General features: G+C 65.0%; 19 protein-coding genes and 1 pseudogene. 2 read left to right on the plus strand and 18 right to left on the minus strand.

Going from position 1 to position 19,953, the window contains the following annotated elements:
• Positions 1-19: 19 nt before the first annotated feature.
• The 6 genes and pseudogenes from G3N64_RS04835 to G3N64_RS04860 all read right to left on the minus strand — a co-directional run bounded on the left by G3N64_RS04835 (position 20) and on the right by G3N64_RS04860 (position 5,407).
• Positions 20-866, minus strand: a pseudogene (locus G3N64_RS04835) (acyl-CoA dehydrogenase C-terminal domain-containing protein).
• A 97-nt stretch (positions 867-963) separates the two neighbouring features.
• Positions 964-1,911, minus strand: coding sequence for an FAD-binding protein (locus G3N64_RS04840; RefSeq protein WP_205782632.1), 948 nt, complete (start codon positions 1,909-1,911; stop codon positions 964-966).
• 16 nt (positions 1,912-1,927) lie between these two features.
• Positions 1,928-2,677: an electron transfer flavoprotein subunit beta/FixA family protein gene (locus G3N64_RS04845; protein WP_205782633.1), complete on the minus strand. Its 750-nt coding sequence runs from the start codon at positions 2,675-2,677 to the stop codon at positions 1,928-1,930.
• 228 nt (positions 2,678-2,905) lie between these two features.
• Entirely contained in the window at positions 2,906-3,700 is a 795-nt protein-coding gene (locus G3N64_RS04850) for a MetQ/NlpA family ABC transporter substrate-binding protein (protein ID WP_205782634.1), read from the minus strand.
• Between the two features lie 29 nt (positions 3,701-3,729).
• Positions 3,730-4,383: a methionine ABC transporter permease gene (locus G3N64_RS04855; protein WP_059529774.1), complete on the minus strand. Its 654-nt coding sequence runs from the start codon at positions 4,381-4,383 to the stop codon at positions 3,730-3,732.
• Positions 4,373-5,407, minus strand: a complete 1,035-nt coding sequence (locus tag G3N64_RS04860) for a methionine ABC transporter ATP-binding protein (protein ID WP_205782635.1) — start codon at positions 5,405-5,407, stop codon at positions 4,373-4,375. The genes G3N64_RS04855 and G3N64_RS04860 overlap by 11 nt, the downstream gene beginning before the upstream one ends.
• 218 nt (positions 5,408-5,625) lie before the next feature.
• Between G3N64_RS04860 and G3N64_RS04865 the strand changes: the two genes are divergently transcribed.
• On the plus strand, positions 5,626-6,546 hold the full coding sequence (locus tag G3N64_RS04865; protein WP_205782636.1) for an alpha/beta hydrolase: 921 nt from the start codon (positions 5,626-5,628) through the stop codon (positions 6,544-6,546).
• A gap of 30 nt (positions 6,547-6,576) precedes the next feature.
• Here the strand turns inward: G3N64_RS04865 and G3N64_RS04870 are convergent, their stop codons facing one another.
• Positions 6,577-7,500 (minus strand): histone deacetylase family protein, encoded by a 924-nt coding sequence (locus G3N64_RS04870; RefSeq protein ID WP_205782637.1) that lies wholly within the window; start codon positions 7,498-7,500, stop codon positions 6,577-6,579.
• A gap of 43 nt (positions 7,501-7,543) precedes the next feature.
• Here G3N64_RS04870 and mltB point away from each other — a divergent pair, with 43 nt between their 5' ends.
• Entirely contained in the window at positions 7,544-8,887 is a 1,344-nt protein-coding gene (gene mltB / locus G3N64_RS04875; protein ID WP_205782638.1) for a lytic murein transglycosylase B, read from the plus strand.
• A gap of 79 nt (positions 8,888-8,966) precedes the next feature.
• Here the strand turns inward: mltB and cysM are convergent, their stop codons facing one another.
• The 11 genes from cysM to aroA all read right to left on the minus strand — a co-directional run bounded on the left by cysM (position 8,967) and on the right by aroA (position 19,942).
• Entirely contained in the window at positions 8,967-9,869 is a 903-nt protein-coding gene (cysM, locus tag G3N64_RS04880) for a cysteine synthase CysM (RefSeq protein ID WP_205782639.1), read from the minus strand.
• Positions 9,870-10,083: 214 nt separating this feature from the next.
• Positions 10,084-10,428: a helix-hairpin-helix domain-containing protein gene (locus G3N64_RS04885; protein ID WP_205782640.1), complete on the minus strand. Its 345-nt coding sequence runs from the start codon at positions 10,426-10,428 to the stop codon at positions 10,084-10,086.
• Positions 10,429-10,502: 74 nt separating this feature from the next.
• Entirely contained in the window at positions 10,503-11,495 is a 993-nt protein-coding gene (rfaD, locus tag G3N64_RS04890) for an ADP-glyceromanno-heptose 6-epimerase (RefSeq protein ID WP_205782641.1), read from the minus strand.
• A 63-nt stretch (positions 11,496-11,558) separates the two neighbouring features.
• Positions 11,559-12,509, minus strand: coding sequence for a D-glycero-beta-D-manno-heptose-7-phosphate kinase (rfaE1, locus tag G3N64_RS04895; RefSeq protein WP_205782642.1), 951 nt, complete (start codon positions 12,507-12,509; stop codon positions 11,559-11,561).
• Between the two features lie 7 nt (positions 12,510-12,516).
• Complete coding sequence (locus tag G3N64_RS04900; RefSeq protein WP_205782643.1) at positions 12,517-13,917, minus strand: UDP-glucose/GDP-mannose dehydrogenase family protein; 1,401 nt, start codon at positions 13,915-13,917, stop codon at positions 12,517-12,519.
• A gap of 90 nt (positions 13,918-14,007) precedes the next feature.
• Positions 14,008-15,180 (minus strand): lipopolysaccharide assembly protein LapB, encoded by a 1,173-nt coding sequence (lapB, locus tag G3N64_RS04905; RefSeq protein ID WP_205782644.1) that lies wholly within the window; start codon positions 15,178-15,180, stop codon positions 14,008-14,010.
• 53 nt (positions 15,181-15,233) lie between these two features.
• A complete protein-coding gene (locus G3N64_RS04910) occupies positions 15,234-15,527 on the minus strand; it encodes a LapA family protein (RefSeq protein WP_205782670.1) in 294 nt (97 codons plus the stop codon).
• Between the two features lie 210 nt (positions 15,528-15,737).
• Complete coding sequence (locus tag G3N64_RS04915) at positions 15,738-16,061, minus strand: integration host factor subunit beta (RefSeq protein ID WP_006486894.1); 324 nt, start codon at positions 16,059-16,061, stop codon at positions 15,738-15,740.
• A 22-nt stretch (positions 16,062-16,083) separates the two neighbouring features.
• Complete coding sequence (gene rpsA, locus G3N64_RS04920) at positions 16,084-17,814, minus strand: 30S ribosomal protein S1 (RefSeq protein WP_346778801.1); 1,731 nt, start codon at positions 17,812-17,814, stop codon at positions 16,084-16,086.
• A 123-nt stretch (positions 17,815-17,937) separates the two neighbouring features.
• The gene (gene cmk / locus G3N64_RS04925; RefSeq protein WP_006476573.1) at positions 17,938-18,624 is read right to left on the minus strand and encodes a (d)CMP kinase; all 687 of its coding nucleotides are present in this window, start codon (positions 18,622-18,624) and stop codon (positions 17,938-17,940) included.
• A gap of 13 nt (positions 18,625-18,637) precedes the next feature.
• A complete protein-coding gene (aroA, locus tag G3N64_RS04930; protein ID WP_205782645.1) occupies positions 18,638-19,942 on the minus strand; it encodes a 3-phosphoshikimate 1-carboxyvinyltransferase in 1,305 nt (434 codons plus the stop codon).
• Positions 19,943-19,953: the final 11 nt, after the last annotated feature.

The following is a 19,953-nucleotide window of genomic DNA, read 5'->3' on the forward strand; positions in this document are numbered from 1 at the left end:
TCTTCGAACCGTCAGCCGGTCAGAACTGCGCTTCCGTCAACGCGAGCACGCCCTCGTTGCCCTTCGTGCCGACGATCGATGCTTCGAACGCGCCCGCCTGCACCAGCACGTGCTCCGCATAGCATTGCGCGATCGCGATCTTCGCGTCGAAGAACGCCGGATCGCTCGCGCGGTTCGCCTGCGCTGCCACCAGCGCGCGGCCCATCTGCCACCCGCACAGCACCACACCCACCAGCTTCAGGTACGGCACGCTGCCCGCGAACACCGCGTTCGGGTCCTGCTTCACGCTCGCCACCACGTAATCGACCACCGACGACAGCGCCTTCGCGCCCTTCTCCAGCTGCGCCTTCACCGATGCGGCCGCTGCGCCGTCCAGTCAGGTTCATCGTGCCGGTCCATTCGCCCGAGATCCGCTTCGGCACCTAGCGCTGCTTCTGCTCGTCGGTGCCAGCCGTCAGCAGCGCCTCGATCGCGCCGTCGGTCAGCAGCGGACACAGCGCGAACGACAGGTTCGATGCGCTCAGCATCTCGATGCACGGCGTCGCGACCAGCTTCGGCAGCCCTTGGCTGTCGTATTCGGACGGATGCTGCAGCCCCTGCCAGCCGCCTTCGACGAACTGGCGGAAGGCTTCGCCGAAGCCCGGCGTGGCGGTCACGACGCCGTCCTACCAGCTGCTCGGGTTGCGGTCGCCTTCGGCGTTCAGCGGGGCCAGCACCTCGCCGCAGAATTTCGCGGACTCGTCGAGCACGGCCTGCGCCGTGTCGTAACCGGCATCCTCGAAGCCCGGCAACTGCGCAACGGTGTCGATGCCGGCGAGTTCCTTCAGCACGAACAGCATGTCCTTGAGGGGGGCGTTATAGCTCAGGTGTGTCCCCTTCGTCTCGCTTCTGTCGATGGCGAAAAAAAGGGGCGCTCGTCGCGCCCCTCTTCTCGTGTGCTTACCGCCGAAGCGTCACACTGCGTCAGCCGAGCTCAGCCACGAGTTCCGGCACGAGCGCGAACAGATCGCCCACCAGGCCGTAGTCAGCCACGCTGAAGATCGGCGCTTCCGGATCCTTGTTGATCGCGACGATCACCTTCGAATCCTTCATGCCGGCCAGGTGCTGGATCGCACCCGAGATGCCGACCGCGATGTACAGCTGCGGTGCGACGATCTTGCCGGTCTGGCCGACCTGGTAGTCGTTCGGCACGAAGCCCGCATCGACTGCCGCGCGCGACGCGCCGAGTGCTGCCGACAGCTTGTCCGCCAGCGGCTCCAGCACCTTCGTGTAGTTCTCGCCGCTGCCCAGACCGCGGCCACCCGACACGATGATCTTCGCGCTGGTGAGCTCCGGACGGTCCAGCTTCGTCACTTCACGGCTCACGAACTGCGACTTGCCTGCGTCGGCCGCCGCTTCGATCTTCTCGACCGACGCGCTGCCACCTTCGGCCGCTACCGGATCGAAACCCGTCGCACGCACCGTGATGACCTTGATCGGGTCGCTCGACTGCACCGTCGCGATTGCGTTGCCCGCGTAGATCGGGCGCTCGAACGTGTCGGCCGAATCGACCGCCGTGATGTCCGAGATCTGTGCAACATCGAGCTTCGCGGCGATACGCGGCGCGATGTTCTTGCCGTAGGCCGTCGCCGGCGCGAGGATGTGCGAGTAGTCCTTCGCAATGTTCAGCGCGGTCGCTTCGATGTTTTCCGCGAGGCCTGCTTCGAGTTGCGGCGCGTCGGCCAGCAACACTTTCGAAACGCCTGCGATCTTCGCTGCCGCGTCGGCCGCGCCTTGCGCATTGTGGCCCGCGACCAGCACGTGAATGTCGCCGCCGACGAATTTGCCAACCTCGGCCGCCGCCGCCACCGTGTTCAACGTCGCGGCCTTGATCGACGCGTTGTCGTGTTCTGCAATCACCAGAATCGTCATTTCTTTCCGCTCCCTCTTACAGCACCTTGGCTTCGGTCTTCAGCTTCTCGACCAGCGTCTTCACGTCCGGCACCTTCACGCCGGCTGCGCGCTTCGGCGGCTCGACCACCTTCAGCGTCTTCAGACGCGGCGCGACGTCCACGCCCAGGTCTTCCGGTTTCACCGTTTCCAGCGGCTTCTTCTTCGCCTTCATGATGTTCGGCAGCGTCACGTAGCGCGGCTCGTTCAGGCGCAGGTCGGTCGTCACCACCGCCGGCAGCGTCAGCGACAGCGTTTCTGCCCCGCCGTCGACTTCACGCGCGACCGTTGCACGGCCGTCGGCCACCGTCACCTTCGATGCGAACGTCGCTTGCGGCAGGCCTGCCAGCGCAGCCAGCATCTGGCCCGTCTGGTTCGAATCGTCGTCGATGGCCTGCTTGCCGAGGATCACCAGTTGCGGCTGTTCCTTGTCGACCAGCGCCTTCAGGATCTTTGCGACGGCCAGCGGCTCGACGCTGTCGGTCGATTCGACGAGGATCGCGCGATCCGCACCGATCGCCAGCGCCGTACGCAGCGTTTCCTGCGCTTGCGCGACGCCTACCGACACCGCGATCACTTCGGTCGCCACGCCCGCTTCCTTCAGGCGCACGGCCTCTTCAACCGCGATTTCGTCGAACGGGTTCATCGACATCTTCACGTTCGCGATGTCGACACCCGTGTTGTCCGACTTCACGCGGACCTTCACGTTGTAATCGACCACTCTTTTCACTGGCACCAGGATTTTCATGCACACGCTCCAAAGTTACGAATACGACCAGAGGCCATTCTATAGCGAGGCCTCATGACTGCGCGGCCAAGCGGACCCAACCTTCGTGGTTGTCGAGAATACCGCTTCTTGGCGACGCGCCAATGATAGCGAACGGTCGTTCTATTTTAAAAGAGAAAAAACCCGGACGCAAAGCCCGGGTTTTCGATCATCGACTCTAATCTCGCCGGGCGCCCCGTGCTTCGCCCGTTACCAGGCGGCAATGACCGCGCCGCCGAACTTGCCTTCGATGAACTGCTTCACATCGGCCGAATGATAGGCCGCGACCAGTTTCGCCACCCACGGCTTGTTCCGGTCCGCCTCGCGGATCGCGAGGATGTTCGCGTACGGGCCGCTCGGCCCTTCGATCGCGATCGCGTCCTGTTTCGGTTTCAACCCCGCTTCCATCGCATAGTTGGTGTTGATCGCGGCCGCGTCGACGTCGCCGAGCGAGCGCGGAATCTGCGCCGCATCCAGTTCGACGATCTTCAGCTTGCGCGGATTGTCGACGATATCGAGCGGCGTCGCCTTCAGCCCGGCGTCCGCGCGCAGCTTCAGCAGGCCCTGCTTTTGCAGCAACAGCAGCGCACGGCCGCCGTTGGTCGGATCGTTCGGGACCGCGATGCGCGCGCCCGGCTTCAGATCGGCCAGCGACTTCACGCGCTTCGAATAGATGCCCATCGGGAACGTGACGGTATCCGCGACCTTGATCAGCTTGTAGCCGCGATCCTTCACCTGCGCCTGCAGATACGGATCGTGCTGGTAGCTGTTCGCGTCGAGGTCGCCCGACGCGAGCGCGGCGTTCGGCTGCACGTAATCGGAGAATTCGACGATGCGGATGTCGAGGCCGCTCTTCGCCGCGACCTTCTTCACCGCTTCCATGATCTGGGCGTGCGGCCCGCCCGTCACGCCCACCTTGATGGTTTCGGCCTGTGCGTGTGCGCCCGCGAACAGCGCGGCTGCGCCCAGTGCGACCGCGAATTTCAGCATGAAACGTCGTTGCATCGTGTGTCCCCTAACAGATAGGTCTTGTTTTACTTGTGGCTCAACCGGCGGACGAGCCAGTCGCCGAACGACTGCACGATCTGCACGAACACGATCAGGATCGCGACCACCGTCCACATCACTTCGGGCAGATAGCGCTGGTAGCCGTAGCGGATCCCGAGATCGCCGAGACCGCCGCCACCGATCGCGCCCGCCATCGCCGAATAGCCGACCAGCGACACGAACGTGATCGTCAGGCCCGCGACGACGCCCGGCAGCGATTCGGGCAGCAGCACCTTGAAGACGATCTGCGACGTGGTCGCGCCCATCGATTGCGCGGCCTCGATCAGCCCGCGGTCGACTTCGCGCAACGCCGTCTCGACGAGACGCGCGATGAACGGCGCGGCCGCGAGCGTCAGCGGCACGACCGCCGCGGCCGTGCCGATCGACGAACCCGTGATGAGCCGCGTAAACGGAATCACCGCGACCAGCAGGATGATGAACGGTGTCGAGCGGACAGCATTCACGATGCCGCCGAGCACACGATTCACGGCGAGATTCTGCAGCACGCCCTGACGGTCGGTCAGGTAGAGCAGCACGCCGAGCGGCAGGCCGACGAGCGCGCCGACCGCCCCGGAGATGCCGACCATGATCAGCGTCTCCCAGAACGACTGCACGAACATATCGAACATCTCACTCAACATACGAAAGCTCCTCTACCACCACACCTTGCTCGCGCAGGAACGCGAGCGCCTGCCCGACCTTGCCCGGCTCGCCGCCCGCGAGCACCGCGAGCGAACCGAATGCCTGCCCCTGGATCTCGTCGATCTGGCCGTGCAGGATGTTGAAATCGAGTTCGTACCGGCGGATCGTCTCCGACAGGATCGGCTGGTCGACCCCCGAGCCCGTGAACGCGAGCCGCAGCAGATGCCCACGGCCCGTCTTCAGCCGCTCTGCCACGCGCGCCTTCATCGCGGGCGGCAACTCCTGCGCGATCACGTCGCCGATCAGCGCGCGCGTCACTTCGTGATGCGGCTGCAGGAACACGTCGATCACGCGGCCTTCCTCGACCACGCGCCCCGCATCGAGCACCGCGACGCGATCGCACACCTGCTTGATCACTTCCATCTGGTGCGTGATCAGTACGATCGTCAGGCCGAGTTCGCGGTTGATGCGCTTCAGCAGGTCGAGGATCGAGCGCGTGGTCTCGGGATCGAGCGCCGACGTCGCTTCGTCCGACAGCAGCACCTTCGGCTGGCTCGCGAGCGCGCGTGCGATGCCGACGCGCTGCTTCTGCCCGCCGCTGATCTGCGACGGATAGCGATCCTTCTGCGCGGACAGCCCGACGAGGTCGAGCAGCGGCAGCACGGCAGCCTCGATGTCGGCACGGCTTGCGCCGGCCAGCTCGAGCGGCAGCGCGACGTTGTCGAACACCGTGCGCGACGACAGCAGGTTGAAGTGCTGGAAGATCATGCCGATCTCGCGACGCGCCTCGCGCAGTGCGCCAGCCGGCAGCAGCGTGAGATCGCGCCCGCCGACGACGACATTGCCTTCGGTCGGCCGCGTGAGCAGGTTGATGGTGCGCACGAGCGTGCTCTTGCCGGCGCCGCTTCGGCCGATGATGCCGAACACCTCGCCCTGCGGGATCGTCAGGTTGATGTTGTGCAGCGCCTCGACCCAGCCACCCGGCCCGGGGAAGCGCTGCGAAAGATTGCGTAATTCGATCATGTAAACAAAACGGTGGCCGGCTGGCGAGCAGGCCCGCCAGTCGGCCACCTATGAATCTGGAATAGCCGCGGATTTTACCGCAAACCCCTCATTCCACTTAATAATCGATTTCGATCTTTTCATAACCAAACGAAATTAGAGGGGCCCCGCTGGCCTGCCTCAAGCGTGCCGCGACTATGATCCGGAACACACATGCCAACCCACCGGGGACACGCCTGATGACCGCCACCACCACGCCGGCCGCCGCACCCGCCACCGCCGGCACGGCGCCTTCGCCGTCGCCCGCGCCGACCATGGGCCGGCTGCGTACCGCGGACGGGCTCGAACTGGCGTCGTACCGCTGGCCGGCCGGCGACGGCACCGCGCCACCGCGCGCGACGATCGCGCTCGTGCACGGCCTTGCCGAACACGCGGGCCGCTATGCCGCGCTCGCCGGCCGGTTGAATGCAGCCGGCATCGACGTGCTCGCGATCGATCTGCGCGGGCATGGCCAGTCACCCGGCAAGCGTGCCTGGGTCGAGCGCTTCGACGGCTACCTGAACGATGCGGATGCACTGGTCGCCGAAGCCGCGCGCGGCAATTCGCCGCTGTTCCTGATGGGGCACAGCATGGGCGGCGCGGTCGCGGCGCTGTACGCGATCGAACGCGCGCCGGCACGCGGCCATGCGTTGACGGGACTCGTGCTGTCGAGCCCGGCGCTCGCCCCGGGGCGCGACGTGCCGCGCTGGATGCTCGCGGTGAGCCGCGTCATCAGCCGCGTCTGGCCGACCTTCCCCGCGATCAAGATCGATGCGGCGCTGCTGTCGCGCGATCCGGCCATCGTCGCGGCCAATCGTGCCGATCCGCTCGTGCATCACGGCGCGGTGCCCGCGCGCACCGGTGCGGAGATTCTCGACGCGATGGCACGCATCGAAAGCGGCCGCGGTGGGCTCCGCGTGCCGGTACTCGTCTATCACGGCACCGAGGACAAGTTGACCGAGCCCGACGGCAGCCGGGCGTTCGGGGCGCGCGTCGGCTCGCCCGATCGTACGCTGACGCTATACGAAGGCGGCTTTCACGAAACGATGAACGATCTCGAACGCGATCGCGTGATCGACGCGCTGATCGCGTGGATTCACGCGCGCGTGCCGGCGCGCTGAGCGCGCCCGGCCCGGCCGGTCAATCGTTAATCAGATGCCGGCCAGCACGCGCAGGTGTGCGACGACGCTGCGCCCGAGCGCGGACAGGTTGTAGCCGCCTTCGAGGCAGCTCACGATGCGGCCCTGCGCATGGCGGCGTGCCACGTCGACGATCTGCGCGGTCAGCCATTCGAAGTCGGCTTCGACGAGGCCGAGGTTGCCGATGTCGTCCTCGCGATGCGCATCGAAACCCGCCGACACGAACACCATCTGCGGCTTGAACGCATCGAGGCGCGGCAGCCAGAACATGTCGACGGCTTCGCGGATCGCCATCCCGTTGCTGCGCGCGGGCATCGGCAGGTTGACCATGTTCGGCGCCTGGTGATCGACGCCCGAGAACGGATACAGCGGATGCTGAAAGAAGCTGCACATCAGCACGCGCTCGTCGTTCGCGAATGCGGCCTCCGTGCCGTTGCCGTGGTGCACGTCGAAATCGATGATCGCGACACGCTCGAGACCGTGTACGTCGAGCGCATGGCGCGCCGCGATCGCGACGTTGTTGAAGAAGCAGAAACCCATCGCGCGCGCGGGCTCCGCATGGTGGCCGGGCGGACGCACGCCGCAGAACGCATTCGCGTAGCGGCCTTCGATCACCGCGTCGGTCGCTGCGATCGCGGCACCGGCCGCGCGCAGCGCCGCGCGCCACGTATCGCGGTTCATCAGCGTATCGGGATCGATCTCGACGTAGCCGTCGACCGGCGTCATGCTCCGGATATAGTCGATGTGCGCCTGCGTATGCACCCGGCCCAGCGCCACCTCGCTCGCGAACGGCGCGGTTTCGTGCACGATCAGGTCGTCGATGCGGCTCGCGATCAGTTGATCCTGGATCGCCGACAGGCGGGCCGGGCATTCCGGATGCCATTCCCCCATCTCGTGCAGCATGCAGTCGGGGTGCGTATAGAAAGCGGTTGCCATAAGCTGTCATCCGCGGCGCGCGGTGCGCCGCAGGTCTCCATCAATGATGTCCATCGTCGGCCGCGAATTCGCCGCTAACTTACCACAACGGGGGCCCGCTACGCCCCGGCGCGCCGGATCCGTCGGGTATACTGCGCCGAACCCAATCGCCCTGTCCGCCCGCTTCGACATGAATTCCAGCAAGCCTGCCGCCCTTCTCTCCGCGCTGTTCCGTGTTCGCGTCCCGCTCGTTGCGGCCGCTGTGGTCGCGGCCCTCTGCGCCGCGCCTGCCGGCGCGCAGACGCAACCCGCGAAGTCCGCGCGCACGCTCGTCGCACAGGACCAGCCGCAGCAGCCGACACCACAGGGCCAGACCTTCGAAGAGGAAATCGTCCCACAGCGTTACGCGAACAACGCGAAGGTCGACGCGTTCATCGACGAGATGGTGAGCCGCAACGGCTTCGACTCCGCGAGCCTGCACGCACTGTTCTCGCGCATCAGCTATTCGGCGACGGCCGTCAAGCTCGTGAAGCCGGCCCCGTCGCCGACGGTCAAGAACTGGCGCGTCTATCGCTCGCGCTTCATCGAGCCGATCCGCATCAACGCGGGCGTGAAATTCTGGAAGGCGAACCAGGCAACGCTGCAGCGCGCATCCGAGCAGTTCGGCGTGCCGCCCGAAGTGATCGTCGGCATCATCGGCGTCGAGACGATCTACGGCCGCTACATGGGCAATTTCCGCGTGCTCGACGCGCTGACGACGCTCACGTTCGACTATCCGGACACACCGAATCGCGACAGCCGCCAGGCGACGTTCCGCAAGAACCTCGAGGATTTCCTGGTCTGGACCCGCGACAACCAGCTCGACCCGACCACCGTGCTCGGCTCGTATACGGGCGCGATCGGGATCCCGCAGTTCCTGCCGAGCAGCATCCGCGAGTATGCGGTCGACTTCGACGGCACGGGCCATGTCGACCTGCGCAGCAGTCCTGTCGATGCGATCGGCAGCGTCGCGAACTACCTGAAGCAGCACGGCTGGGAAACCGACCGGCCGGTGGTCTGGCAGATCACGCCCGATACGGGCAGCCTGGGGATCGCACAGGCCGCCGCCGACGGCCAGCCCGAACCGCACTGGGCGCTGTCGCAACTGCTGCGCGCGGGCATGACGCTGAACGAGCCGGCGGTCAACATCACCACCGAAGCCGGTACGCCTGTAACGGTGGTCGACCTGCCGTCGCCGGGCCGCGCGACCGAATACATGCTCGGGCTCAAGAACTTCTACGTACTGACGCGCTACAACCGCAGCTTCTTCTACGCGCTCACCGTGTACCAGCTTGGCGAGGCCGTGAAGGCACAGATGGAAGCGAACGGCGCACTTCAGCCGGCCGATACCGAAACGCAGTCGCAATAAACACCGATCGCCCAAAGAAAAAGCGCCGCACAAGCGGCGCTCGTTCTATCGCAGGCGCACGACGCGCGCCTGCCCGCGTTCAGGCAGGAAACACGCCCGTGGACAGGTAGCGGTCGCCGCGATCGCAGACGATGAACACGATCGTCGCATTCTCGACCTGACGCGCGATACGCATCGCGACTTCGCATGCGCCACCCGACGAAATGCCTGCGAAGATGCCTTCGACCGCTGCCAGCCGGCGCGTCATCGTTTCGGAAGCAGCCTGGCTCACGCTCTCGACGCGGTCGATGCGGCTACGATCGAAGATCGTCGGCATGTACGCTTCCGGCCACTTGCGGATGCCCGGAATGCGAGAACCGTCTTCCGGCTGCGCACCGATGATCTCGATCGCCGGATTCTGTTCCTTCAGAAAGCGCGACGTGCCCATGATCGTGCCCGTCGTGCCCATTGCCGATACGAAATGCGTGATCCGCCCTTCGGTATCGCGCCAGATTTCCGGGCCCGTCGCTTCGTAGTGCGCGACCGGATTGTCGGGGTTCGCGAACTGGTCGAGGATCACGCCCTTGCCTTCGCGCTGCATCTCGTCCGCGAGATCACGTGCCAGTTCCATCCCGCCCTTCACCGGCGTCAGGATGATTTCGGCACCGTAGGCGGCCATGCTCTGGCGGCGCTCGACCGACAGGTCTTCCGGCATGATCAGCACCATCTTGTAGCCGCGGATCGCCGCCGCCATTGCGAGTGCGATACCCGTGTTGCCGCTCGTCGCCTCGATCAGCGTATCGCCCGGCTTGATGCGCCCGCGCGCCTCGGCCTTGCTGATCATCGACAGTGCCGGGCGATCCTTCACGGAACCGGCCGGATTGTTGCCTTCGAGCTTCGCGAGCACGACGTTGTTGCGCGCGCGAATCTCGTCGTCCGGCAAGCGGACCAGTTGGACGAGCGGCGTGTTGCCGATCGTGTCTTCGATAGTTTTGTAAGCCATGGATATACCGTGAGTACGAGGCCGATCAATCGATCGATTGTAAACCAGCACCGCTGCTCGCGCCGGCAACCCCATTGCGACGATGGAATACGCCGGCCGTGCAACGCGTGGCCGCCACATACGCCGTGCGCACGCAAAAAGCCCGCGGCATGCCGCGGGAAGCCGTCGCAACGACGGCGACTGAAGGAGCTCGTTGTCGGCCGCGTGCGACGCGTTACTTCTGCGCGGTGCGGGCAGGTGCAGCCGCAGGCTTGCCGGCTGCCGGCTTGCCCGCGGCCGGCAGCGCAGCAGCCGTGCCGGCCGCACCTATCGTCAGGCCTTCCTGCTGAAGCCGCTCGACGGTATGACCGCCCATGCCTTTCACGCGTGATGCGAGATCGTCCGCATTCCTGAACGGACCGCGTGCGCCACGTTCGTCGAGAATCGCTTTCGCCCGTGCCGGGCCGATGCCCTTGATGCCGACGAGCGCATCCTCGTTCGCGGTGTTGACGTCGACGGCCGCCCAGGCCGACGCGATCGTGCCGAGCATTGCCGCTGCGGCCAACCATTTCCTGATCATGTGCTGGATCTCCGATGAAAAACGGCCGGCGGCTGCCGACCGTGAGACCCAGTCTATCGATTCAACGCTTCCGCTTAAACCTGGCCAGATAGCCAACGCACATAGCGGTCGACGCCTTCCTGCACGGTCAGGAACGGTGCGTCGTAACCGGCCGCGCGCAGCTTCGTCTGATCGGCCTGCGTGAAGCACTGGTACTTGCCGCGCAACGCATCGGGGAACGGCACGTATTCGATCAACCCCTGCTCGACCTGCTGCGCGAGCGTCAGCGGGGGCAGGTTGTCGAGCGCGCGCAGCGTATTCACGACCGTCGACGCGATATCGTTGAACGGCTGCGCGCGGCCGGTACCGAGGTTGAAGATGCCCGACTTCTCCGGATGATCGAAGAAGAACAGGTTCACGTTCGTCACGTCCTCGACCGACACGAAATCGCGCGTCTGCTCGCCCGGTGCATAGCCGTTGTACTCGCCGAACAGCTTCACCTTGCCTTCCGCGCGGAACTGGTTGAAGTTGTGGAATGCGACCGACGCCATGCGACCCTTGTGCGTCTCGCGCGGGCCGTACACGTTGAAATAGCGGAAGCCGGCGATCTGGCTCTTCGCGGTCGGCAGCACGCGACGGATCACCTGGTCGAACAGGAACTTCGAATAGCCGTAGACATTCAGCGGCGCCTCGACGTCACGCTCCTCGACGAAACGCGTCGAGCCGCCGTAGATCGCCGCCGACGACGCGTACAGGAACTGCGTGCCCTGTGCGAGACAGGTGTCGAGCACCGCGCGGCTGTAGCGGAAGTTGTTGTCCATCATGTAGCGGCCGTCCGTTTCCATCGTGTCCGAACAGGCGCCTTCGTGGAACACCGCGCGTACCTTGCCGAAATCGCCGCGTGCGAAACGCTCGACGAACTCCGTCTTGTCCAGATAGTCGTCGATCTCGCAATCGACGAGGTTCCGGAACTTGTCCGCGCGCGTCAGGTTGTCGACCGCGATGATGCGCGTCTCGCCACGCTCGTTGAGCGCCTTGACGATGTTCGCGCCGATAAAACCGGCTGCGCCGGTGACGATGAGGGTCATGATCGTCCTGCCTGAAAAGTGCGAGCCATGCGTGCGGCGCGCTCGTCGCGCCGCCGCATGCGCTCAGTGAAACAGTTCGTCGTAATCCACCGTGGCCGTGCCGAGCTTGCCGACCACGATGCCTGCCGCGCGATTCGCGAGCACGACGGCGTCGACGAGCGGCACGCCTGCGCCGAGCATCGTCGCGACCGTCGCGATCACGGTATCGCCCGCGCCCGACACGTCGAACACCTCGCGCGCGAGCGCCGGGGCGTGCAGTTCGCCGGTGGCGGAAAACAGCGTCATGCCTTCTTCCGAACGCGTGAGCAACAGCGCGTCGATGTCGAGTTCCCCGCGCAGCTTCGCGACGCGCGCACGCAGATCGTCTTCCGACTTCCACTGCCCGACCACTTCGCGCAATTCCGCGCGATTCGGCGTGATCAGCGACGCGCCGCGATAGCGTGCCCAGTCGTCGCCCTTCGGGTCGACGAGGACGGACTTGCCGGCCGCACGCGCCTTCTCGATCATCGTCGTGACGTGCGTCAGGCCGCCTTTAGCGTAATCCGACATCAGCACGACGTCGTGCTGCGGCAGCAGCGCATCGAAGCGCGCGAGCCCTGCGAGCAGCACCTCGTGCGTCGGCATGGCCTCGAAATCGACGCGCAGCAGTTGCTGCTGGCGTGCGAGCACGCGCAGCTTGATCGTGGTCGGTAACGCCGGGTCGCGCTCGAGATGCGGCGTCACGCCGCTGCTGCCGAGCAGTTCGACGATCCGCTCGCCGGGTTCGTCGCAACCGACGACGCACAGCAACCCGGCCTGGCCGCCGAGCGTCACCGCGTTGCGCGCAACGTTGGCCGCACCGCCGAGCCGCTCTTCCTGGCGCTGCACGTGCACGACCGGCACCGGCGCTTCAGGCGAAATGCGATCGACGTTGCCGAACCAGTAACGGTCGAGCATTACGTCGCCGACGACAAGCACGCGCGAGCGCGCGAGTTGCTCGCGCGGCACCGGAACGACTTCGCGGAGAGTATTCATCGTGTGGTCAACCACGGGAGGACGACTGGGGATCGACATGCGGCCGGCCGATCGCGTAGTAGTCGATGCCCAGTTCGGCCATCGCGTCCGGCTCATAGAGGTTGCGCCCGTCGAAGATCACCGGCGCCTTCAGTTCGGCCTTCAGGCGCGTGAAATCGGGACTCCGGAATTCCTTCCACTCGGTCACGATCACGAGCGCGTCCGCGCCCGTCACGGCGATGTCCTGCGTCTCGACGAGATGCAGCCGCGCCAGGGCGTCCGGATCGGTGCCGAAATCGATCGCAAACACGCGCCGTGCCTCGTCGACCGCAACCGGATCGTACGCACGCACCGTCGCGCCGCGTTCGAGCAGCGCGGCGATCAGGCGGCGGCTCGGCGCCTCGCGCATGTCATCGGTGTTCGGCTTGAACGCCAGGCCCCAGACCGCGAACTCGCGGCCGGTCAGGTCGGCGCCGAAGCGCTGCTCGATCTTGCCGATCAGCACATCCTTCTGCGCATGGTTGGCCGCCTCGACGGCTTCCAGGATGCGCAGCGGCTGGCCGTTCTCGCCGGCCGTGCGAATCAGCGCCTGGACATCCTTCGGGAAGCACGAGCCGCCGTAGCCGACGCCGGCGTACAGGAAGTGATAGCCGATGCGCGGATCGGAGCCGATCCCGCGGCGCACGGCCTCGATGTCGGCGCCGACCTTGTCGGCCAGATTCGACATCTCGTTCATGAACGAGATGCGCGTCGCGAGCATCGCGTTCGCCGCATACTTCGCGAATTCGGCCGAACGCACGTCCATGTAGATCGTGCGCTCGTGGTTGCGATTGAACGGCGCGTAGAGCTTCTTCATCTTCTCGCGCGCGATCGTGCCCGTCTCGTCGTCGTCGACGCCGATGATGATCCGGTCCGGGCGCATGAAGTCTTCGACCGCGGCGCCTTCCTTCAGGAACTCCGGGTTCGACACGACCGAGAAGCGATGCGCGACGCTGCCTGCCAGACCGCGGGCGGCAAGCGCCTCGTCGACCACGCCGCGCACGCGCTGCGCGGTGCCGACCGGCACCGTCGACTTGTCGACGATCACCTTGAAGCCCGTCATGTAGCGGCCGATGTTGCGCGCGGCTTCGAGCACGTACTGCAGGTCGGCCGAGCCGTCCTCGTCGGGCGGCGTGCCGACGGCGATGAACTGGATCTCGCCGTGCGCGACGCTCGCCTCGATGTCGGTCGAGAAGCGCAGGCGCGCCGCCGCGCGGTTGCGCGCGATGATGTCCAGCAGCCCCGGTTCGTGAATCGGCATCCCGCCGTTGTTCAGGATGTCGATCTTGCGCGGATCGACGTCGAGACAGAAGACGTCGTGACCGATCTCCGCGAGGCAGGCGCCCGTGACGAGACCGACATAGCCGGTGCCGATGATGGTGATTTTCATAGATGTTCCGGTACTTCCCGGTAATTGACTAACTTGGCCGCCGGAACGAGCCCGGCGGCAACCGCAGCGCGTTGGCTCCGCGTGCCGGGATCAGCCCGGCATCGCAGGTTCGACGCGGCGCGGCGCATAGGTTTCCCAGCCGCTGCATCCGGGGCACTGCCAATAGAAGAGCCTTGCCCGGAAACCGCAATTCTGGCACGTATACCGTGGCAGATTCTTCGTGCGCTGCTTGATCAGCGCACGCATCATTTCAAGTTCCTTACGACGCGGTTCGTCAGCCGCCGCGATTTGCGCATCGAGCAGATGCAGCATCCCCGACAGGTTCGGCGACTTCTCCATCTGCGCGCGCGCAAGCGTGTGCGCCGCGTCCTGGCCACGCAACCCCGCGATGTGCTGGTACGCGATGTCGAGCAGGTCGTTCGACGGATAGCGGTCGACATACCCCATCAGCAGCTCGGCGCCTTCGGCGTTCTTGCCGAGCGCGACATACGCTTTCATCAGCTTGTCGGCGACGAGCGGCAGATACGCCGGATTCTGCGCTTCGACGCGCTTCCAGTGCTCGATTGCGGCCGCGTGATTGCCCTCCGCTTCCGCCGCGTCGCCGGACAGGACCGTCGCGCGAACGTTCTGCGGATTCACGCTCAGCGCGAGGCGCAGTTGTTCGGCTGCCGCTGCCGCGTTCTTGCGCTGCAGCGCGTCCTGCGCGAGTTCGCAGTGGAACTGTGCAATTTCGACGCCGAGCGGCTTGTCGCTCATCGACTCGATGCGCTTCGCCGTATCGATCGACTTGCTCCAGTCCTTCTCGATCTCGTAGATCGTCAGCAACGCGCGCTGCGCACCGAGCGCGTAATCGCCGTCGGCGAGCTTGTGAAACGCCTCCTCGGCCCGGTCGAGCAGGCCGGCCTTCAGGAAATCCTGGCCCAGCTCGTACAGCGCGTGATCCCGCTCGTTGACCGGCAGGTCCGTGCGGCTCAGCAGGTTCTGGTGCACGCGGATCGCGCGGTCGGTCTCGCCGCGGCGGCGAAACAGGTTGCCGAGCGCGAAGTGCAGCTCGACCGTCTCGGGATCGAGCTTGGCGACCTCGATGAACGCGTCGATCGCCTTGTCGGGCTGTTCGTTCAACAGAAAATTCAGGCCGCGAAAATACGATCGCGGCAAGTTGGCACTCTCCGACAGGAGATTCTTCAGGTCATAGCGTGACGCCGCCCAACCAAGCGCGAACGCGACCGGAATCGCGAGCAACCACCAGAAATCCAGATCCATGCGAAATATCGAAGCAGAGACGAAAACCGCGCGATGATCGCGCGGCGTCCGTGTTAAATGACGGGCGGCATCGGCGGCTGGTCGATGACGGCCGGCGTTTCGCGCGCCGCGCGCAGATCGCGCTTCAGGCGCCCGTTCTCGAGACGCATGCGGAAGATCGAAGGCAGCGCGGACAGCAAGCCGGCCAGCAGCCCCACGGCAAAGAATGCCAGGCCGATCAGGATCAGCGGCGCTTGCCATGAATAGCCGGCAACAAAATTCAGCGTCGCGGTTTGCGTATTGGCCAGCGCAAGCACCAGCAGCAGTACGAACACCAATACCCGGATCAGCCAGACGATAAACTTCATGAAGCCCTCTCTTTGTTGAGGTTTGCCGCGGCGCGCGACTCCCCTTCGTCGCACCGAATCGACCCGTATTGTAAAGGATGCGTTTCCGCGGCTGCGCACATCCTGCTCGCGCCCGTTGCGTCGCGATCGCCGGAAATGAAAAAAGCGCCCGCAAGGGGCGCTTTTCTTTTCAGCCTTCGCCGGATGGGTTCCGGGCAAACCGGATGACGCTCAACGCTCGTCGTCCGGATCGTCAGCCTTCAGCGGTTCACCGGCGCGGCCGTCGACACGTTCACGCAATTCCTTGCCAGGCTTGAAGTGCGGCACGAACTTCTCGGGCACCTGCACTTTCTCCCCCGACTTCGGGTTGCGTCCGACGCGCGCCGGGCGACGGTTGAGGCCAAAGCTGCCGAAACCCCGAATTTCAATGCGATGCCCTTTCGCCAGGGCGTCAGACATCGCATCGAGCATCGTTTTCACCGCGAAATCCGCATCCTTGAGGACAAGTTGCGGAAATCGCGATGCCAGCTGCGCGACCAACTCGGATTTGGTCATACTTCAGCAGACCTCGTGAGGCTTACTGGTTCTGGCCGTCGAGCTTCGCCTTCAGCAGCGCGCCGAGGTTGGTCGTACCGGTCGCAGCAGAGCTGGTGTCCGACTGCAGGCCGCGGATCGCTTCCTGTTGTTCAGCCGAATCCTTCGCCTTGATCGACAGGTTGATGCCGCGCGACTTGCGATCGATGTTGATCACCATCGCGTTGACCTTGTCGCCTTCCTTCAGCACGTTGCGTGCATCTTCGACGCGATCCTGCGCGATTTCCGATGCGCGCAGGTAGCCTTCGATGTCGCCCGTCAGCGTGATGACCGCACCCTTCGCATCGACCGACTTCACGACGCCGTCGACGATCGAGCCCTTGTCGTTCATTGCAACGTAGTTGCTGAACGGGTCGCCTTCGAGCTGCTTGATGCCGAGCGAAATACGCTCCTTCTCGACGTCGATACCGAGCACGATTGCTTCGACTTCGTCGCCCTTCTTGTACTTGCGAACGGCTTCCTCGCCGGTTTCGCTCCACGACAGGTCCGACAGGTGGACCAGGCCGTCGATGCCGCCCGGCAGACCGATGAACACGCCGAAGTCGGTGATCGACTTGATTGCGCCCGTGATCTTGTCGCCCTTCTTGAAGTTGCGGCTGAAGTCATCCCACGGATTCGGCTTGCACTGCTTCATGCCGAGGCTGATACGACGACGGTCTTCGTCGATCTCGAGGACCATGACTTCGACTTCGTCGCCCAGCTGGACAACCTTCGACGGCGCAACGTTCTTGTTGGTCCAGTCCATTTCCGACACGTGGACGAGGCCTTCGATGCCCGATTCCACTTCGACGAATGCGCCGTAGTCGGTGATGTTCGTGACCTTGCCGAACAGGCGCGTGCCCGACGGGTAACGGCGCGAGATGCCTTCCCACGGATCGTCGCCCAGTTGCTTGATGCCCAGCGAGACGCGGTTCTTCTCTTGGTCGAACTTGAGGATCTTCGCGGTGACTTCCTGGCCAACCGACAGGACTTCGCTCGGGTGACGCACACGACGCCATGCGATGTCGGTGATGTGCAGCAGGCCGTCGATGCCGCCGAGGTCGACGAACGCGCCGTAGTCGGTGATGTTCTTGACCACGCCGTTGACGATCGCGCCTTCCTTCAGGGTTTCGAGCAGCTTCGCACGCTCTTCGCCTTGGGTTGCTTCGATCACGGCACGACGCGACAGCACGACGTTGTTACGCTTGCGATCCAGTTTGATCACGCGGAACTCGAGCGTCTTGCCTTCGTACGGGGTCGTGTCCTTGACCGGACGCGTGTCGACCAGCGAACCCGGCAGGAACGCGCGGATGCCGTTGACCATCACGGTCATGCCGCCCTTCACCTTGCCGGTGATCGTGCCGGTGACGAGTTCGTTGTTGTCGAGAGCCTTTTCCAGCGACAGCCACGATGCAAGGCGCTTCGCCTTGTCGCGCGACAGGATCGTGTCGCCGTAGCCGTTTTCGAGTGCGTCGATCGCGACGGACACGAAATCGCCCGACTGCACCTCAACCTCGCCCTGATCGTTCAGGAATTCCTCGATCGGAATGTAAGCCTCGGACTTCAGGCCTGCATTGACGACCACGAAGTTGTGGTCGACGCGCACGACTTCGGCGGAAATCACTTCGCCGGCGCGCATGTCTTGGCGGGTCAGCGACTCTTCGAACAGAGCCGCGAAAGATTCAGTATTCGGGTTGGAGGTTTGCAGGTCGGACATAAAAATCTGATTGTGCATGGATCGCTGTGCCACGCCGGCCGGAATGGCAGGCTGAAAGGGCCAGATCGAGTTCCACACGGGGTTAAGGGTTCGAAACACGCTCCGCACTTATGCACGGAACACCTACCGCTACCCGCCCTCTCAGGCGGGCTGGCCGAGTGCCCGGTACCACTGCAGCACCTGGTCGACGGCTTCATCGACCGAAAGTGCCGACGTATCGAGCAGCTTGGCATCTGCCGCGGGCTTCAGCGGCGCGGCCGCGCGATTGCTGTCGCGCGCGTCACGTTCACGAAGATCCCGGAGCAAGTCATCTATATTAGCAGAAAAACCTTTTTGCATCAATTGCTTATGCCGTCTGGTCGCACGCGCCTCGGCGCTGGCCGTCAGGAATACCTTCAGCACGGCGTCCGGGAAGATCACGGTGCCCATGTCGCGCCCGTCTGCAACGAGGCCCGGCGTCTTGCGGAACGCGCGCTGGCGCGCGACGAGCGCGGTACGCACGGGCCCGTGCACGGCAATCGCCGATGCGCGGTTGCCGACCGCTTCGGCTCGGATGTCGTTCGACACATCGACGCCGTCGAGCTGCGCACAGCCTTCGCGGAACGTGATGTGGAGATCGTCGATCAGCTTCACCAGCGCGTCGATGTCCTCCGCCGCGATGCCGTAGCGCACGCTCGCGAGCGCGGCGAGGCGGTACAGCGCGCCGCTGTCGAGCAGGTGGAAGCCAAGGTGCGCGGCGACGAGCGCGGCGACGGTACCCTTGCCGGAAGCAGTCGGGCCGTCGATCGTGATGACGGGAGTCGGGTGAAAGGGTCGGGTCGATTTCATCAGAACTGTGGAGTCAGGCTTTGGCGAGCGCGGCGAAGCGGTCGAAATAGTCGGGGAACGTCTTGCCGACACACTTCGGATCGTTGATCCGCACGGGCACACCGCCCAGGCTGACGAGCGAGAAGCACATCGCCATCCGGTGATCGTCGTACGTGTCGATCGCCGCGTTCGGCGTGAGCTTTTCCGGCGGCGTGACGACGAGGTAGTCCGGGCCTTCCTCGACGATCGCGCCAACCTTGCGCAGCTCGGTCGCCATCGCCGCGATGCGATCGGTTTCCTTCACGCGCCAGCTCGCAATGTTGCGCAGCGTGCTCGTGCCGTTCGCGAACAGCGCCGCGACCGCGATGGTCATCGCCGCATCGGGGATCAGATTGAAGTCCATGTTGATCGGCTCGAGCTTGCCGTGGTCGTGGCCGATGCCGCGCACATCGATCCAGTCATCGCCCATCGTCACGTTCGCGCCCATCTGCATCAGTGCATTCGCGAAGCCGACGTCGCCCTGGATACTCGCGCGCCCCACGCCTTCGACGCGCAGCGGCCCGCCACCGAGCGCGCCGGCCGCGAGGAAATACGACGCGGACGACGCGTCGCCTTCGACCATGATCCGCCCCGGCGAGCGGTAGCGCACGCCCGCCGGCACGACGAAGCGCTGCCAGCCGTCGCGCTCGATGGTCACGCCGAAGCGCTCCATCAGCCTGATCGTGATGTCGATGTACGGCTTCGAGATCAGCTCGCCGTCGACCTCGACGACGGTCTTGCCGTCCTTCGCCTTCACGAGCGGCAGCGTCATCAAGAGTGCCGTGAGGAACTGGCTCGACACGTCGCCGCGCACGCGGATCGGCGCGTCGACGGAAATGTTCGCGGGCTTGATGCGCAGCGGCGGGTAGCCTTCGTTCAGCTCGTAGTCGATCTGCGCGCCAATCTGCCGCAGGCCGTCGACGAGATCGCCGATCGGCCGCTCGTGCATGCGCGGCACGCCGTGCACGCGGTAGTCGCCGCCGTTCACCGCGAGCGCGGCAGTCAGCGGCCGCACGGCCGTGCCCGCGTTGCCGAGGAACAGGTCGGCCGTCTTCGCGGTGAAGGCGCCGCGCGTGCCCGTAACGACACAGGTGTCGCCGTCGCGCGCGAGCTTCACGCCAAGCTTGCCGAGTGCGTCGAGCATCACGCGCGTGTCGTCGGAGTCGAGCAAGTTGGTGATCGTCGTTTCGCCTTCGGCAAGCGCCGCGAGCAGCAGCACGCGGTTCGAAATGCTCTTCGAGCCGGGCAGGCGCACGGTGCCCGATGCGCTGGAGTACGGGCCGAGATCGAGATAGTCCATGGGAATCGTCC

Source organism: Burkholderia sp. Ac-20344, assembly GCF_017104975.1.
GTDB lineage: Bacteria > Pseudomonadota > Gammaproteobacteria > Burkholderiales > Burkholderiaceae > Burkholderia.